At 50.7% G+C, this 16,280-nt stretch carries 12 protein-coding genes and 1 pseudogene; 9 read left to right on the top strand and 4 right to left on the bottom strand.

Annotated elements, in window-relative coordinates; translation table 11 throughout:
• Window positions 1-203: 203 nt before the first annotated feature.
• On the top strand, window positions 204-1,616 hold the full coding sequence (locus PTZ19_RS20110) for a PQQ-dependent sugar dehydrogenase (protein ID WP_276357050.1): 1,413 nt from the start codon (window positions 204-206) through the stop codon (window positions 1,614-1,616).
• A 29-nt stretch (window positions 1,617-1,645) separates the two neighbouring features.
• On the opposite strand, the gene PTZ19_RS20105 is transcribed toward PTZ19_RS20110, so the two are convergent.
• On the bottom strand, window positions 1,646-2,248 hold the full coding sequence (locus tag PTZ19_RS20105) for a CAP domain-containing protein (protein WP_339329346.1): 603 nt from the start codon (window positions 2,246-2,248) through the stop codon (window positions 1,646-1,648).
• An 84-nt stretch (window positions 2,249-2,332) separates the two neighbouring features.
• The gene (locus PTZ19_RS20100) at window positions 2,333-2,560 is read right to left on the bottom strand and encodes a hypothetical protein (RefSeq protein ID WP_276357048.1); all 228 of its coding nucleotides are present in this window, start codon (window positions 2,558-2,560) and stop codon (window positions 2,333-2,335) included.
• A 248-nt stretch (window positions 2,561-2,808) separates the two neighbouring features.
• On the opposite strand from PTZ19_RS20100, the gene PTZ19_RS20095 reads away from it, so the two are divergent.
• The 4 genes and pseudogenes from PTZ19_RS20095 to mutT all read left to right on the top strand — a co-directional run bounded on the left by PTZ19_RS20095 (window position 2,809) and on the right by mutT (window position 8,279).
• Window positions 2,809-3,879 carry a type I restriction endonuclease gene (locus PTZ19_RS20095; RefSeq protein ID WP_276357047.1) on the top strand — a complete coding sequence of 357 codons (1,071 nt, stop codon included), beginning with the start codon at window positions 2,809-2,811 and terminating at the stop codon, window positions 3,877-3,879.
• Between the two features lie 248 nt (window positions 3,880-4,127).
• Window positions 4,128-4,686: pseudogene (locus tag PTZ19_RS25320) on the top strand (phosphorothioated DNA-binding restriction endonuclease); the annotation flags it as partial.
• Between the two features lie 26 nt (window positions 4,687-4,712).
• Window positions 4,713-7,865 carry a DEAD/DEAH box helicase gene (locus PTZ19_RS20085; RefSeq protein WP_276357044.1) on the top strand — a complete coding sequence of 1,051 codons (3,153 nt, stop codon included), beginning with the start codon at window positions 4,713-4,715 and terminating at the stop codon, window positions 7,863-7,865.
• Window positions 7,866-7,883: 18 nt separating this feature from the next.
• Window positions 7,884-8,279 carry an 8-oxo-dGTP diphosphatase MutT gene (mutT, locus tag PTZ19_RS20080; protein ID WP_276357042.1) on the top strand — a complete coding sequence of 132 codons (396 nt, stop codon included), beginning with the start codon at window positions 7,884-7,886 and terminating at the stop codon, window positions 8,277-8,279.
• An 18-nt stretch (window positions 8,280-8,297) separates the two neighbouring features.
• Here the strand turns inward: mutT and PTZ19_RS20075 are convergent, their stop codons facing one another.
• Together PTZ19_RS20075 and PTZ19_RS20070 are read right to left on the bottom strand one after the other, a co-directional pair.
• Entirely contained in the window at window positions 8,298-8,945 is a 648-nt protein-coding gene (locus PTZ19_RS20075) for an SGNH/GDSL hydrolase family protein (RefSeq protein ID WP_276357039.1), read from the bottom strand.
• Between the two features lie 227 nt (window positions 8,946-9,172).
• A complete protein-coding gene (locus PTZ19_RS20070) occupies window positions 9,173-11,494 on the bottom strand; it encodes a helix-turn-helix domain-containing protein (RefSeq protein WP_276357036.1) in 2,322 nt (773 codons plus the stop codon).
• A 227-nt stretch (window positions 11,495-11,721) separates the two neighbouring features.
• Here PTZ19_RS20070 and PTZ19_RS20065 point away from each other — a divergent pair, with 227 nt between their 5' ends.
• From PTZ19_RS20065 to PTZ19_RS20050, 4 genes are all read left to right on the top strand, one after another.
• Window positions 11,722-13,074, top strand: coding sequence for an ABC transporter substrate-binding protein (locus tag PTZ19_RS20065; RefSeq protein ID WP_276357032.1), 1,353 nt, complete (start codon window positions 11,722-11,724; stop codon window positions 13,072-13,074).
• 88 nt (window positions 13,075-13,162) lie between these two features.
• Window positions 13,163-14,101: a carbohydrate ABC transporter permease gene (locus PTZ19_RS20060; protein WP_276357029.1), complete on the top strand. Its 939-nt coding sequence runs from the start codon at window positions 13,163-13,165 to the stop codon at window positions 14,099-14,101.
• A complete protein-coding gene (locus PTZ19_RS20055) occupies window positions 14,098-14,934 on the top strand; it encodes a carbohydrate ABC transporter permease (RefSeq protein ID WP_276357025.1) in 837 nt (278 codons plus the stop codon). The genes PTZ19_RS20060 and PTZ19_RS20055 overlap by 4 nt, the downstream gene beginning before the upstream one ends.
• A gap of 229 nt (window positions 14,935-15,163) precedes the next feature.
• The gene (locus PTZ19_RS20050; protein ID WP_276357021.1) at window positions 15,164-16,270 is read left to right on the top strand and encodes a MerR family transcriptional regulator; all 1,107 of its coding nucleotides are present in this window, start codon (window positions 15,164-15,166) and stop codon (window positions 16,268-16,270) included.
• The last annotated feature ends 10 nt before the right edge of the window (window positions 16,271-16,280 follow it).

Here is a 16,280-nt window from a genome sequence, read left to right as displayed (position 1 = left end):
GACAGTTTCATTATTTCAACTGTCTACTGCAAGGGGAGCATATCAGAATCGGCGGGTTGTTTTATGGATTCCAGGATGCACGCTTCGGAACGGGATATAAGCGCTTTGGCGTTTTCCGGATGACTTAGAGGGACCGAAAGGTTCTACGCGCGCAGGAGCATCATATTTTTTAAGAGGAAATCATAGGAGGGGGTTCATGCCCATTGAACAAAGTCAAGGTTCGTTTACGGCCCATCGTGAGTAAGATCAATTTGCCCACGGTTATGAAAACGGCGGTCCTTCCGGGCGACTCCGCGGAAAGCTTGTTGATCGCGACCCAGGTGGGAGAGATTTTCTACATAAGAAACGGAGCGATCGGGACCTTCCTGGATATTCGTTCGCGGGTCCTGAAACTAGGCGCTTCGAACGGCGGATACGATGAACGGGGATTGGTGGGGCTGGCGTTTCATCCCGATTTTCATCATAACGGTCTGTTCTATCTACATTATTCCGTCGCCGGCTCGCAAGGTCCTGGCGGACTTGCCGAATCTTTTCGGCCGAATCCGTGCGATCCCGGAACCTTGAACCTGAAGTGGAACAACCGAGAAACGCAATATGATCATATCGATACAGTCGAGGAGTGGGCATTGCAATCGAACGGCCAGCCACGAAAACGGCGGACGCTCCTGAACTTGAGAAGACCTTTCTTAAACCACAACGGCGTCAACAGCTTGAATTTCTCGCCGGAGACGGGGCGGCTTGTTTTGACAACCGGAGACGGCGGATCCGCCTATGATCCGTTTAATCTAAGTCAGGACGATATGGAGATCGCCGGCAAAATCATCGAAATCGACGTGGCGAGGTATCCCTTTATCGAAAGTCCGCCTGTCGTCACGCGTTTTAACGAGCTTCCCGCATCAATCCAGGAGGCGCTCACGGTCATCGCCAAAGGAGTCCGCAATATCCCGGGCATTGCCTATCAACGGAATTATCATCAATACATCAAATATGCCGGGAACGTCGGACAGGATTTGGTCGAGTCGATTTATGCATTCGTTCAATACCGACCGATGCCGGTTGCTCAGCTTGTTCAAGCCTATTCGGCGAATGTTGAGCTCGATCAAGAAGGATTGATCAATTTCGGCTGGCGCGGGTGGGAAGGCGCTTTTCCTACTTCGTTTAAAAGGGGCTGCAATGCCCATTCGGCATCGGATGATAAAATCGTTGCTTACTACGATGAAGCGATCAAAACCTCCGTGAGGCGTATTCCACCTTTAACCAGTTACTATCATAAGGATCCCCGGCCCGATAAGTTCGGAGGTACTGCGCTAACGGGCGTCCAACCATACATGGGGAATGGGATTCCGGAGTTGACCGGATGCGTTGTGTTCACCGATATCGCCCGGCAAGGATCGCAGCCTCCGGTTCGAGGGGTGCTGGCTTATACCCGGGTGAGAGCGGATTGTAAAACGAGCGACTTTAGCGTGATTGAAACCGAGTATGATTTCGGATCCCAATCCGCGTTTTATGTAAGCTTGGGAACGAATCGGGATCAGACCAGGCTTTACCTAGGGGTTTATGGCTCGATGAAGGTGGCGGAATTGAATCAAGGAACGGTGTTTGAAATGGTTCCGTAGGTCCGAGGTTGAGCCCTGAAAAGAGGTTGTCAGCCCGTAAATTCCTGAACCCATTCGCCGTTAAAGTAAGCAATGCCGATTTTGGTAAAGCTGCGATTCAAAATGTTGGCTCGGTGCCCTTCACTGTTCATCCAGTCGTTCATCACCTGCTGGGGGCTGGTTTGGCCCATCGCAATGTTCTCGCCTGCAGCGTTATAGACGATTCCGAACTGACGCATCATGTCGAACGGGGACCCGTACGTCGGCGAGTTGTGATCGAAGTAATGATTGTTGTACATATCCTGTGCTTTCACCAAGGCCATGTTGGACAAATTGCCGTCCATGGCCAGCGGACCTAGGCCTGCTGCGGTTCTTTGCTGATTAACCAACTGCAGGACTTGCTGATTGAATTGGGAGGTATCTGCACCTTGTACCGGGTTTATTTGTTTCGCCGAAAATGAGGGCTTTCTTGCCCCAGGAGTGGCGATGGATGATGCTCGCGTTACGGTTGGATTTAGCGCGGCAGTACGAGCGGGAGTCACCATCGGCGCTGGCCTGGGAGCCGCTTGGCGGTCTGCGTACTGATTATTGACCGCGCATCCGGTTAAGAGTAATAATCCTGCTAACGCGATGTATTTCTTCAAGCTGTCCACATCCTTATTACAGTTAATTGGAAGCCCGCAGGCTGCGAAGACAAGCCGTGCGGGCTTATTTCATGTGATGACGGGTAACCGGCTTTACCCGTTGATCCCGCCGAGCGTTTCTTTCTCTTCGTTCAGCTGCTCCGACAGGGTGCCGGTGTTACCGCCGTCCCCCGCTTGCCGTACGGCAATTTCAGCATGAGCGACCGAGTTTTCCGCTTCTTCGATTTTCTCCGCCGAGGGGTGCGACTCCGCTTGGTCTACGGCATGCTGCAGCGCATCCAGCGCATGTTCAGCCTGCATGGACTTAAGTTGTTCGGACATGTTGGTGGGCTCCTCCTTTGATGGGTGAAGGTTCCACTTTAAGATGCATTGTTTTGCTGCGGGTTATTCGCTGGAGGATACGGTAAATGAAAATTCTCCGGATCACTTGGGGTGTTGAGTGGTAATAGTATTACTGCTACACTTATTCACCGTTTCTGGAAACATTTTAAATTCCCACATATCGCCAATTGATTATTAGTATAGTAAAATTATTTTATGTAATGAATACATTGAAATGAGGCGCCAAAATGGATAATTTTTCAGATCTCATACAGACATTTGCTAAACGAGTACAAAAAATAAAAGATAATATCTTGACTGAGGAAGCAACTAAAACTTCTGTAATCATGCCCTTTTTTCAACTTCTCAATTATGATGTCTTTAATCCTGAAGAATTCTTGCCTGAGTTTGTAGCTGATGTTGGAATTAAGAAAGGCGAAAAAGTTGATTATGCCATTTTGTACGATGGAAAACCAATTATTCTAATTGAAGCAAAATCTATTCAGGACCAGTTGACCAAACACGATTCTCAGTTGTTCAGATACTTTGGAACAACTGAAGCAAAGTTTGCTATTCTCACCAACGGAATTACATATAAGTTCTATACGGATCTTGAGCAACAAAACAAAATGGATACGACACCGTTCTTTGAATTCAACTTGTTTGATTTCAGAGATAACCAAGTTGCAGAACTCTACAAGTTCCGAAAGGAACTGTTCAGCGTAGAAATGATTTTAAACACAGCATCAGAACTTAAATATACAAATGAGATTAAGAAGCTGCTGTCTTCCCTTTGGGAGAACCCATCAGAGGAGCTCATTTATCTCATTTTGAATAATATTTACACGGGTAAGAAAACACGTCAGGTTATAGAGAAGTTCCAAGGTTTGATTAAGAGCTCGATGAAAGAGTTCTTGAACGAACAAGTAAATGATAAGTTAAAAGCTGCTCTTGCCAATACCAATGAAGAAATGAAGAAGCCAGAGCCGGCAGCAACCAAGGAAGTTGCTGTGGCGACAGAAGAATCTGGACAACAAGTCGTCACAACTCATGAGGAGCTCGAAGGCTATGTCCTTATTCGAATGCTGCTCAAAGAAGTCCTTCCAGCCGATCGTGTATATTATCGCGATAATTTGAGTTACTTTAACATACTTATTGACGATAGCATTCGTAAGTGGGTATGTCGGCTGGGGCTTAACGCTAACAACAAGTATATTCAGTTTAATGACGATGATAAAACTACATTGTCCATAACCAACATTTACGAGATTGAAAATTATAAAGACAAATTAATTGAAGTCACTAAGAAGTTTATCTAAAACAAAAGCATCCCCCTTGTCCAATTCCCTAAACAAGGAGGATGCTTTTTTATCGACCTTTAGGTTCGATTGGCAAATAAGAAAAGTGAGGGTCAGATTGAGTTTTATTGCCTTGAAATATGGAAGCAATATCCCTATAAATAAATATCGAAAACAATAACTCGATAAACATCCAACATATTATTACTTGAGGTAGATTTTATGAATGAAGAAGAACTAAAGAAGATGATATCAACTCATTTGGAAGAAAATTTGGCCCATCAAGAAAATCATATTACCCGAAGGAACCTTTTGTAAGGTTAACGACAGATGGGCTCTGGGTATTAAATATTGCGGTAAATAAGTGCCAGTTTTCCGATAAGCAACTACTGTCCGAACATGCGGTCGCCGGGTTTCATCCGGAAGTATTGAAGCTGCTGAACGGAAATGAAAAGTTACTACAGGAAATCGCAACGCAACTGTTATACGATCATTTTCCCGAGAATATTCACCACGATCTAGTGAAGGAAATTGGATTACAATTAACATTGAAATCAAAATATAGACGAGACCTTGAGTTCCGCAACAAAATTTTAAGGGCATATGAGTTCAGTTGTGCTATATGTGAATTTAATGTCCGTCTTGGTCACAACTTGATAGCTGTTGATGCAGCTCATATTCAATGGCATCAAGCTGGCGGGCCGGATAGCAAGGAAAATGGCATTGCTTTATGCGCACTGCACCACAAAGAGAATCCGTTCGCCCATTCGCCAGATATACCAACCGAATAATATGTTTGTTCAATGGCATATACACACTTCATATTAAAGTATAATCGGAAAGGAGGTAGGCCCATGCAACAAGGTCTCTATGAACAAGTCATCAACCGAATGATCGCGCAGAAGCTGGCCGGTCTGCCTCCAGAAGCCTATGCAGTTGGTAAAGAGAAGCTGGATGTAGAAGAAGCGCGTAAGCTGCTGTCCACCTATATCGCTGCGGTGACCCGGCGAGCACTCAAGATGGTGCGGGAGCAAGACGGGACCGATGAAGATCTGGTATTGGCCCAGGTTCAGACATGTAACGAGATCATTGCGACCTTGCAAAACAGCTTGGGACCAGAGGAATGCGAACAACTCAAATTGGACGAGCAGGGAGAAGTCCTAACATATATCTATTCGAGAATCAACCATATCCGTGCCTTCCGGGAGGAGAAGGTGGTCCGACCGGTATCCCCCTTGTCACAGAGTTCGTTATTCACGGGTTCCCATTTCGAGCCCAACATGATGCACGAGCTGCAACACGAGATCGTCACGGCGGATCGTATAGATTTTCTCGTTTCTTTCATTAAGTGGAGCGGTCTCCGTATTCTCATGGACCAACTCGAGCAGTTCACCTCAGCCGGCGGTCAACTGCGAGTCATTACGACGACCTATATGGAAGCGACGGACTATAAAGCGATAAAAGAGCTTAGCCGCCTGCCGAATACGGAAATCAAGATTTCCTACGATACGGATCGCACACGATTACACGCCAAGGCATACATATTTAAACGAGACACCGGCTTTACGACGGCTTATGTTGGTTCCTCCAACCTGTCCAACCCCGCCTTAACGAGCGGTTTAGAATGGAACCTGAAGGTAACGGAGAAGGATTCGTACGATGTGCTGAAGAAAATCGAGGCGACTTTCGAGAGCTATTGGAACGACCGGGAGTTCCAAAACTTCTCCCCTTCCGACCAAGAGCAGGAGAAGCAATTGCTTCAGGCACTCGGGAAGAACAAGCGTAACGAACAAGAGTCGCTGTATTTTCCGTTCGAGATCCATCCTTACGACTACCAAAAGGAGATCTTGGAGAAGCTTGAGGCGCAAAGGACGCTGTACGGGAGAACGAAGAACCTGGTCGTAGCCGCGACCGGTGTCGGAAAAACGGTGGTTTCAGCGTTCGACTACAAGCGTTTCGCGCAAAAGCATTCGAATGCTCGGCTGCTGTTCGTTGCACATCGAGAAGAGATTCTGAAGCAAAGCCGCGACACGTTTCGTTTTATCCTGAAAGATATGAATTTCGGTGAGTTGCATGTAGGCGGAGCGCAAGCGGAGTCACTTGATCACTTGTTTATCAGCATCCAAAGTCTGAACGCCATGCGCTTAACGGAGAGTACGACCCCTACCTTTTACGATTACATCGTCGTGGATGAGTTCCATCATGCCGCTGCCCCTTCCTACCAGAAGCTGCTGTCCTATTACAAGCCGCAAATTTTGCTCGGACTGACGGCGACGCCTGAACGTATGGACGGGAGAGATGTTCTTTCCTATTTTAACGACACGATCGCAGCGGAGATTCGGCTAACTGACGCGATCGACCGCAAGCTGCTTTGCCCGTTTCAGTATTTCGGCGTTACGGATCAAGTGGATCTGTCCCAGGTCAAATGGTCCCGCCGCGGATACGATCTGAACGAGTTGGAAAATTTGTATACGAACAACAGAATCCGTGCTGTTCAAATTCTGAATAGCTTGAGAAGGTACGTGACCGACATGGAGCAGGTCAAAGGGTTAGGCTTCTGTGTCGGTGTTGATCATGCGATGTATATGGCCAAGGTGTTTAACGAAGCCGGTATTCCGTCCATCGCCCTGCATGGGAAATCGAACGACGAGGATCGTCAATTGGCGAAAATGAGGCTGGCTAGCGGAGAGATCAAGCTGATCTTCGTTGTGGATTTGTACAACGAAGGGGTCGATATTCCGGAAGTGAACACGATTTTATTCCTTCGGCCTACCGAGAGCTTAACGGTGTTCCTGCAGCAACTCGGTCGGGGGTTACGGCTGGCTGAGGGAAAAGAATGCCTTACGGTGCTCGATTTTATTGGACAAGCTCATCAGAATTACAATTTCCAGGAGAAGTTTCGTGCGCTCATAGGGAGAACCAAGCATTCCGTTCAACACTATATCGAGAACGGTTTTGCTCATCTTCCCCGGGGCAGCTTCATTCAGTTGGAGAAACAGGCGAAAGCATACATCCTGAGGAACATAAAGCAGGCCGCGGTTAACCGGAGAAGCATATCGAATCGAATGAAATATTTCGAACAGGACACCGGACTACCGCTCACGCTTGAGCATTTTGTGCATTATCACGGTTTAAGCTTGTTCGAATTCTATGGCGGCCGGACCGGAAACCGATCGTTCCACGGACTGATGGTGGAAGCGGGACTTCTGGAACCTTACGAGTGGGACAATGGGGATTACCTCACCAAGCGGATTCCCGCCTTGCTCAGTCTGAATTCCCGGAGATTGCTTTCGTTCCTTTTGGCTTATCTGGAGTATGACAGCAGGCCACAGACGGAAGAAGAGCGGCTGATGCTCAACATGTTCTACTACACGTTTTACCGTTCGGAACCCCGAAAAATTGGATTCGACAGCATCGAACAGGGGATTCAAACTGCGCTTGCATGTTCCTACTTCCGTGAGGAAGTGAAGGCGATCCTGAAGATCAATTTGTCCAACATCGACTTTGTTGACCGACAGAACGATTTTCCCTATGCCTGCCCGTTGGATCTGCATTGCCGGTATTCCGCGGATCAAGTGTTAGCAGCTTTCGGTTACTGGAACGAGGAGAAGGCGCCGAGTTTCCGTGAAGGCGTGAAGTTTTTCGAAGAGAAACAGACGGACATTTTCTTCATTACTTTGAACAAGTCCGAGAAGGATTTCTCTCCTTCCACTCAGTACGAAGATTATGCGATCAACGAGCGTCTGTTCCACTGGCAGACCCAAAGCAGGACCTCGGAAGAGTCGAAAACGGCACAACGGTACATCCACCATAAGCAAATGGGGACGAGGGTCGCGCTTTTCGTCAGGGAATATAAGGAGGAGAACAACTATACGTCTCCGTTCGTTTTCCTGGGCGAGGCCGAATACGTGAAGCACGAAGGTAGCAAGCCCATCAGCTTTATTTGGCGGTTGATTGAAGAAATACCGCCTGCGTTGGTGCCGGCAGCGAATAAAGCAATCGTATAGGAAGCGAAGTGACTAGCCATGATCGAAGTGGCCGCAGCCATTATTGAGAATAAGCAAGGACAAATTCTGATTGCTCGGCGCGGCCCGGGGAAATCGCAGGCGGGCATGTGGGAATTCCCCGGGGGCAAACTCGAACCGGGAGAATCTCCCGAGGTCTGCTTACGTCGGGAGCTGCAGGAGGAGATGGGGATCGAGATCGATCCTTATGAGCGCTTCGGAGTGAACGAGCATGACTACGGCACGGTCCAGATTCGCTTGATTGCGTATCGAGCGAAGTATACAAAGGGAGAAATTATCCTCACGGATCACGATGAGTTCCGATGGGTTAGACCGGATGAACTTGCCGAGTATCCCTGGGCGCCTGCGGATGTATCTTTCGTGGAAAAGCTTCGATCAGGAATGAGTCAATTTTGAGTTCTTACCATTAGGAACTTAAGTTGAGTCACGTGTGGCGAAATAAGGGGCCAATTCCGATGCGATCACCCGGTGCCCATGATCGTTCGGATGAATCGGGAGGAAGCCGCCTAACGCGTCTTCGATTTTTCCTTCTCGATAGCCATGAATCATTTCGGCCTGTTTTCCTTCAAACCAGGCATGCACGGGAGCGACAATGATGCCGAAAGTTTGGGCCAGCTTATTTGTCATGCGGTTTAATTGATGAATCCCCTCAGCGGCGACGGGGCTGTTAGGGAATGGGTTATATTGCGTACAGCATACGATTCGGGGCGACCCGAATTTTTTTATTAGCTTGATGATGGAAGTGAGGTTTCGTTTATAGCTGCCTAAGATTCGTTCTACAGTGAGCAGTCGTTGGCTTTTCAATATAGACAATGCCCCATTTGCCAAATCCACGCCTCCGATCCATATCGATACAGAAGTTGAACCTCTGAGGACCAAAGGCTCTTGCCGTAATGCATGTAAAAGTTCATGGCTGCTCCAACCCGGACGAGCGAACACATGCCCGCAAGCTTTATGAGAAGAGGAATGTAAAGCAGACAAGATCCGTTGAGGATAAGCTCGCTGCCAAGAGGATGCATCTTTCCCAAATGTAATGGAATCTCCAAGAGCCGTATAGATCAACCGTCAATCAGCCCTTTAATCGAAAATGGTTTCTACAACAGTAATATGAAACCTTAAGCTAAAGGGATAAGCTGAATCGAGCATTTGGAGTCGCACGTCTGGAAATTGTGTATCCGTACATCCGCTTCGCCGGCGGTTCCTCCCGTCCCGAATAGGCAATGATCATGATTTGCGCTCTACGCGAAAAAACGGATTCCCAATACGGAATCCGTTTTTCCATCTCCCCCTCACGCCTCCCGATTCAAACTCCCATTCACCTTCCGGTATTCCCCAGGAGTAACCCCTTCGTGCTTGCGGAAGATGCGAATAAAACTGTTCGCGTTGTTATACCCGACGCGCTGCGAAATTTCCTGCATCGTCAAACCCGTCGTATGAAGCAGGCGCTTGCTATGTTCGATCCGAACGATCGTGAGGTATTCCAAGACAGTCTTGCCGGTGGCCTGCTTGAAAATTCGGCTGAGATAAGCGGGGGTGACTTGCACGGCGTCCGCGATCATTTCCACCGAAATGTCGTCCTGGTACCGGGTCTCGATGATTTCGATCGCCGCATCGGCTTTGGACGGGACGCGGACATGATTGCGGATGGATTCGCAGATGCGCACGCAGATGGCGGAAATCCATTCGTGCAAGCCGTCGATCGATTCATGCTTCGCGAGCTCCTGAAAGACGTTGCCGCTGCCGTAAGCCGTTTCCCACGACAAGCCGATATCCTCGATCAGGTCGATCATGGTTTCGATTAAGCGATTATACAGGCGAATGACGTTCTCATAGGAGATATGGGGCTCGTCCAGCAATCGTTCGCGGATCCGATCCAGGCAGTCCAGGGCTTCCCGGTCGTTGCCGGCCCGCATGTGGTTCACGAGCAATTTCTCGATATGCGCAGGGTAGAAATATTTAAAAGTATGCGGGTGCAGCGACTTATCCGGGAACAGAATCGCCATCCCTTTTTGCAGGATTTTGCGCCGCATGACCTCCTGGGCTTTCTGGAAAGAGACATGAACCTGCTGAAGGTGTTCGACGGCGGTTCCGAAACTGATCGTAACGGTAAAGGGCAAGTAGGAGCGAATCGACTGGATGACGGACTTCGCGATCTCCGTCAAGGGGTCGACGATGGGCTCCAAAGAAGCTCCGGTGTTGATCAGGACGGCGATCTGGTTATCGCTCGTTTCCGCGGATAGGCAAGTAAAGGGTTCCGAAACCGTCTCCTGCGCGATGTTTAGGGCGGCGTAGCGCAGCAAGCCCAGATCCCGCGAGCTGTATTGCTCCTTCCATTTGGAGTATTCGTCGATTTCGATCAGCATGATCACGAATCCGCGGGTCAACTTCGGCAGCCGCAAATCCGCGAGTTTCCGTTCGATGTCCGGGTCGGATTCATGGATACGGTTATAGAACAAGTCGTTCAGGAAACGGTTGACCATGACCGGATAAATCTCTTTATAGGAAGCCTCCAGCTTCTTGTGGCTGAGATACACTTGATCGAACAGCTCGGGAACGTCCCGAAGCGAATGCTCCTTGGCGGCCGACTCCGGCAGCGATAATTCCTTGCGCAGACGGGTGGTTTTCTCTAACACCCGCTTGATCGGATTGTAGATCGTACGGGATAGATAATAAGAAATGAACGTTCCCAGCAGGACGAACAGCAGGCCGGTGAACAGGATGACATTGCGAATGTAACCCATTTTGTTGTCCACGTACTTGAGCGGAGTAACGGACACGAGCTTCCAACCGTTCGAGAGCGGAGAGCCAATCGTAACCAGGGAGGCGACTCCGTCGATTCGCATGACGGAAGAATCGCCAACGTCTTCCGTGTGGACAAGATCTTTCATGACGGAAGAAGCCATTCGGGCTTCCGGATTTTCGCCGAAGGCCGTGACGATCACGCCGTTATCGGCGGCAAGGTAGGCGCGGGTGTTGTTTTCGGAGTCGATGGCCGCCAGATAAGCCCGGATATCCTCTTCTTTAATATGAATGGCGATGTAGCCCGTGATATCCGAATAGGCGACGGGCAGCTTCACGACGAGCGAAGCGATGGAAAAGGGATTTCCCTCTTGATTGACGTAGGTCCGGGTCGGCAGCCAGAGCATCGGTTTCTTAGTCGCCGCCATCTGCGGGATCCACTCGTCGATCGGCTGTCCGGGCCCATGGCGATTCGGTCCGTCGGAGGACAGAAGCGTCCCGTTCTCGGTGAAATAGATCTGGATCGAATGGATGTATCCGTGCGCATTAGACAGGGATGCGATTCGGTCTTTGACGTCATTCAGCAAATAGGAGCTTACGGTGTTGCGAGAGGTCGCATAGATTCCGCCGTCGAGCCCGAGCTGGATCGAGAGCGAATGGACTTCTTCCAGCAGCCGGTCGAGTGACGTGCCGGTTTGCTGAATGGCGTTCTTGTTGCCGTTGCGAATCTCGTTTATGATCGATGAATATGCCAGCCGGTAAGAGGAGATGCTCAGCAGGAGCACCGGCACGAGAATGACGAGAAAGAAGGAAAGGAAGTAGAACAAAAACAGTTTATTGGGTTTCCGTTTCGCGAAGCGCATCAGGTTCATGAAGCTACCCCCCTGCCCATTATGGCATAGATGCCATAGGCAGAGGAATCTTAATATGGCTTCCAGGAGCCCAATAATCACAAAATGAAGATGAAGGTCAGAAATTGTATATCCTCGATCGTCGGTTTTGGACGATGAATGTCACAATCGCATGATTTACCCTTCAAGCTCCGCTCGACTAAGATGGGGGCGTACCCATCAATCCGTAATCGGGAGGTCACACCACATTGAGAAAGACACTCTTCACCGGACTTGTGCTTATGATCGTATTGATGCTGGCTGCATGCAGCGGCGGCAAAGGAGACGAGGGCAGCCAAGCATCATCGCCGGCCGCGAGCAATTCCGCGTCGGCTGACGCCCAAGCTTCCGGAAACGCGGACAGCGGAGAACCGATCACGCTGAAGTTCGCGTCCTGGAGCATTAGCGAGGAAGCGACGAAAGGCGCGCTGGAGGAAATGGCCCAAAAGTTCACCGAGCAACATCCGAACGTGAAAATCGAGTTCGTCGGCATTCCGTTCGGCGATATCAAGCAGCAGACTTTCGTCATGGCTTCCTCGGGTAACGCGCCCGACGTGATCCAGACGTTCACGGCTTCGTTCCCGACCTACGCCGCTTCCGATATCGTCATTCCGCTGGACGATCTGCTTGGACAAGATTACATCAACGATCTGCTTCCTTCCTATAAAGAAGACTATACGTACAACGGCAAGCTGATGGGCGTGCCGTGGGCGCCTTCCCCGTACGTTCTGTATTGGAACAAGGAGCTGTTCAAGAAAGCCGGCTTGCCGGACCGGGCTCCGCAGACCTATGACGAGATGCTGGAGTTCGCCGCGGCGATCTCCAAGTTGAAAACGGACAGCGGCGAACAAATCTACGGACTCGGAGAAGCGACGGAGAAATTGCCGATCAACGGCATGATCGCCCTGCGCAATATTTACAGCTTTAACGGTTCCGTGTTCGGAGCCGACGGCAAAGTCAACGTCAATACGCCGGAAGTGATCGAGACGCTGAAATACTATCAGAAGATCGTCAAAGACGGTCTCTCGCCGCAAGGCGCCAAGCTGAAAGACCTGCGCAACCTGTTCAGCATCGGACGGCTGGGCATGTATTCAGACGGGTATTACGGCCGCAAAGTGTTCCAGAACTTAAGCGGCAAGGGCGAGGCTTTCGACTCCGCATGGGGAGCCGCGCTGATTCCGACGAACAAGACGAATGAAAGCGTATCGATCGGCGAAGCGCACGGACTGGTCGTCAGCAAGGACAGCAAGCACCCGGAAATGGCCGTCGAGTTCATCAAGTTCCTGACGGACGAGCCCATGATCTCGCTCTACCACGACAACAGCGACGTCATGAGCGCCCGCAAATCGATCGCCGTGCTTCCTGCCTTCAACGCATCCGAATTCGACAAAACGCTGAACGACCAATTGCTGCACATCAAGCCGCTGCCGGCGAACAATCAAGGTCTGGAGCAAGCCTACCTGGAAATCGCCACAGCCGTGCAGAAAGTCACCGTTGCCGGAGAGAGTCCGGAGAATGCCGCCGCGGAACTGGATTCCAAGCTGAAGCAAATCATGAAATAAAACGCGAGACCGTTTTCCGGGAAGCAGAGCCCGGCGATGCCAGCTTTGCTTCCCGGGAACTTCCGATACCGACAAGGAAGTGAGCATCTTGGATAAGCCAGCCCAGCTCCAGGCAGGCGGAATGCGACTCAGCGAGAAGAAGAAGGATTTCCTCTTCCTCGCGGTATTGATCCTTCCGGCCCTCCTGCTGCTCTTGTTCACGATCGGGATTCCGATCCTCAAGTCTCTGTATCTGAGTTTCTTCGACGTCTCTCTTCTGAGCATGAAAACGCAAACATGGAACGCCTTCGGCAATTATAAGAAGCTGTTCGCGGATCAAGAGCTCGTTCATGCGATCGGCGTCACGTTTCGTTATGTGGTTACGGTCGTGTTCCTGCAATTCGCGCTCGGCATGATGCTCGCTCTTATACTCAACGGAAAAATCCCGTTTCGGAGAGCCCTTCGAACCGTTATTCTGATACCTTGGGTCATTCCCACCATTATCGGCGCCTTGCTCTGGATGTGGCTGTTCCAGCCGCAATACGGGGTCATGAACTTTATCCTGCAGCGTCTGGAGCTGATCGGCAAACCTCTGCAATGGCTGTCCGACATTCATCTGGCGCTCTGGGCCGTGACGATCGCGGCGCTGTGGAAGCAGCTTCCGTTCATGGTCACGATGCTGCTCGCCGGCATGCAAGGGATCCCGGGAGAGATGTACGAGGCCGCGATGATTGACGGTGCGGGCAAACGCCAGCAGTTCTTCCATATTACGCTTCCCATGCTCAAGAATACGATCAAGACGGTTACGCTGATCGCCTGCATCGAGAATTTCAAGATGTTCCCGCTTTTCTGGATCATGACCAGCGGAGGGCCGGTCAACGCGACGACGACCCTCTCCATTCTGAGTTACAAGACGGCTTTCATCGACCTGGACTTGGGCAAGGGGGCGGCGACAGGCGCGCTGTGGCTCGTCATCATGCTGTTGTTCTCTTGGGTGTACAACCGGCTGTTCGCGATCGGCGAAGGGAAAGGAGGCGCGGCGCATTGAATAGAAGCAAACGGCTGAGCGCCTTCCTCTCGATCTTGATCGCGGTTTTGTTTCTCTTGTTCCTGCTGTTCCCGCTCTATTGGATGCTGCTGACTTCGTTCAAGGACAATTCCGTCTTGTTCAAGCTTCCGCCGGAATGGTGGCCATCGAAGCCCGTCCTGTCCCACTACGACAAACTGTTCTCGGACGGCGTCTTCCTCGGTTATTACCGGAACAGCCTGATCGTCTGCTTCTGCACGACGGCCGTCACGCTGCTCGCCGCCATGTTCGCGGGTTACGGGTTCTCGAGATTCGAGTTCAAATTCAAATCGTTCGCCTTGTTCTCGATTCTGTCCACCCAGATGCTCCCCGTCGTCAGCTTGCTCATCGCCTTGTACACGATGTACAACAACTACCACCTGCTCAATACGAGAGCAGGGCTGGTCATTGCGCTGACGACCTCTTGTTTGCCCTTCTCGATCTGGATGATCAAAGTGTTCTTCGACAACATCCCGGTCGATCTGGAAGAGTCCGCGAAAATCGACGGAGCGACGCGGTTCGGCATCCTGTTCCGGATCGTGCTCCCGCTGACGAAGCCCGGCCTGTTTTCGATCGGCATTTACTCCTTCATCTTGTCATGGGACGATTTTCTGTACTCGATCACGCTCATCAACAAGGACGAGCTGCGTCCGCTGAACGCGGGGATCGCGATTCGCTACATCGGCGAGTTGTCCTATGATTGGTCCAGCATCATGACCGTGTGCGTCACCTCGATCGTTCCTATTACGCTGCTGTTCCTGTTTTTCCAGAAATACATGGTGTCCGGTTTGACGGCAGGTGCCGTTAAAGGGTAGGAAATAAGAACGTCAGTAGGACAGCCGCAGGCGCCCTTCACAGGGAGTCTGCGGTTGTTTTTTCAGCATCGTAATCAGACCCTCGTTTTAAAGGGTAAGGCACTTTTAGTGTACAAACGACGCAAGCTGGAGGAGAATGACGATGTAGAGGGAAGTTAATACGAGATAGATGGGAAATTCAACGGCAGAAACGTTAAATTTCGGGGACGCCAATAAGGAGGAGGTTCAAATGCCCGAGCAGGAATGGAGTATTAAGGAGTTTATCAAGGAACTCAAGAAACGGGGCATGAAGCCTATATCGGACAGCAGGCTGAGATATTTGGACGAGATCGGGCTCGTGCATCCATTACGAACGAAACAAAACTACCGTTACTATACGGAAGAGCATATCGGGCCCGTTTTTCGAGCGATCATCCTTGGGGAAAAATTGCGGTTGTCGAACCCGAATATTCTTAAAATCATCGAGGCGGAAGCTGGCAACTCCGAGCGGAAGCCAGGCCGGTTCGGGCCGGAACTGCTGATCGAGTTGATGGACAGCCCGGAACGACGGAACGGCAGACGGACGGTCGACGATCCGGAGAAATTGCCGCAGATCGAGCAGTGGCTCGTACGGCAGTTGCTGCAATTTCGGAATGCCGATCCGGACGGCTGGTTCGGGAAGATCGACTGGGAACGGTTATATCGCGACATCCCGACGGACAACGAACTTGTATCCATCACGCCGGAAAAGCTCGATCGCGCACTGGCGAGACTCGTTCCGGAATTGGACATCGAGCAGCTCGTAGAGAATACGCTCCGCGTGTTGCAATGGGAATATGACGAACAGTCCGAGATTCGCGAGGGTGGCGAAACTTTCGAACAATGGTTGGAAGAGCATGCGGAGTACGAATTTCTGCGACAGCTCGACGGCGAGATCGAGCGGCTGAAGCTGACGACCGTGAGCGTACTGGCGTTGGCCGGAGAAGAGAATATGATCCCGCGGCTTACCGGCAAACTTCGCGACCGTCTGCTCGGTGAAGCGAAGCCGGAAACCGAACAGGCTAAAGAACGATTGATTCGCAAGGCGAATCTCGAATTGCGGCCGATCGAGCAATATTTGGTCTCGTTTTTATTTTACGGCGAGTTCGATCTGCAGCGCGTCGTGACGCAGCTGTACCTCGATCCATCCTTCCAGTCCTATGCCAAAGAACATTTTGAGCGAATCATGGCGTGGGCGGACACGCTGGAGGCCCGGTACGGCTTCGGCGGAGACCCTGCCAAGCTCGTCCGTATTCCTGCGGAGCAGTTGCTCGATGCCGCCAGATTCGTCGGTTTGCCCGATCCGTTAAACCGATAGCAAGCAATCA

This window comes from Cohnella caldifontis (genome assembly GCF_029360585.1).
Lineage (GTDB): Bacteria > Bacillota > Bacilli > Paenibacillales > Paenibacillaceae > Cohnella > Cohnella caldifontis.
This window is presented reverse-complemented; position numbering and strand designations above follow the sequence as displayed.

Coding starts and splice junctions, on each gene's coding strand:
- PTZ19_RS20050 (WP_276357021.1), top strand. CDS start 15,164: ATGCCCGAGCAGGAATGGAGTATTAAGGAGTTTATCAAGGAACTCAAG.
- mutT (WP_276357042.1), top strand. CDS start 7,884: ATGATCGAAGTGGCCGCAGCCATTATTGAGAATAAGCAAGGACAAATT.
- PTZ19_RS20095 (WP_276357047.1), top strand. CDS start 2,809: ATGGATAATTTTTCAGATCTCATACAGACATTTGCTAAACGAGTACAA.
- PTZ19_RS20085 (WP_276357044.1), top strand. CDS start 4,713: ATGCAACAAGGTCTCTATGAACAAGTCATCAACCGAATGATCGCGCAG.
- PTZ19_RS20100 (WP_276357048.1), bottom strand. CDS start 2,560: ATGTCCGAACAACTTAAGTCCATGCAGGCTGAACATGCGCTGGATGCG.
- PTZ19_RS20070 (WP_276357036.1), bottom strand. CDS start 11,494: ATGAACCTGATGCGCTTCGCGAAACGGAAACCCAATAAACTGTTTTTG.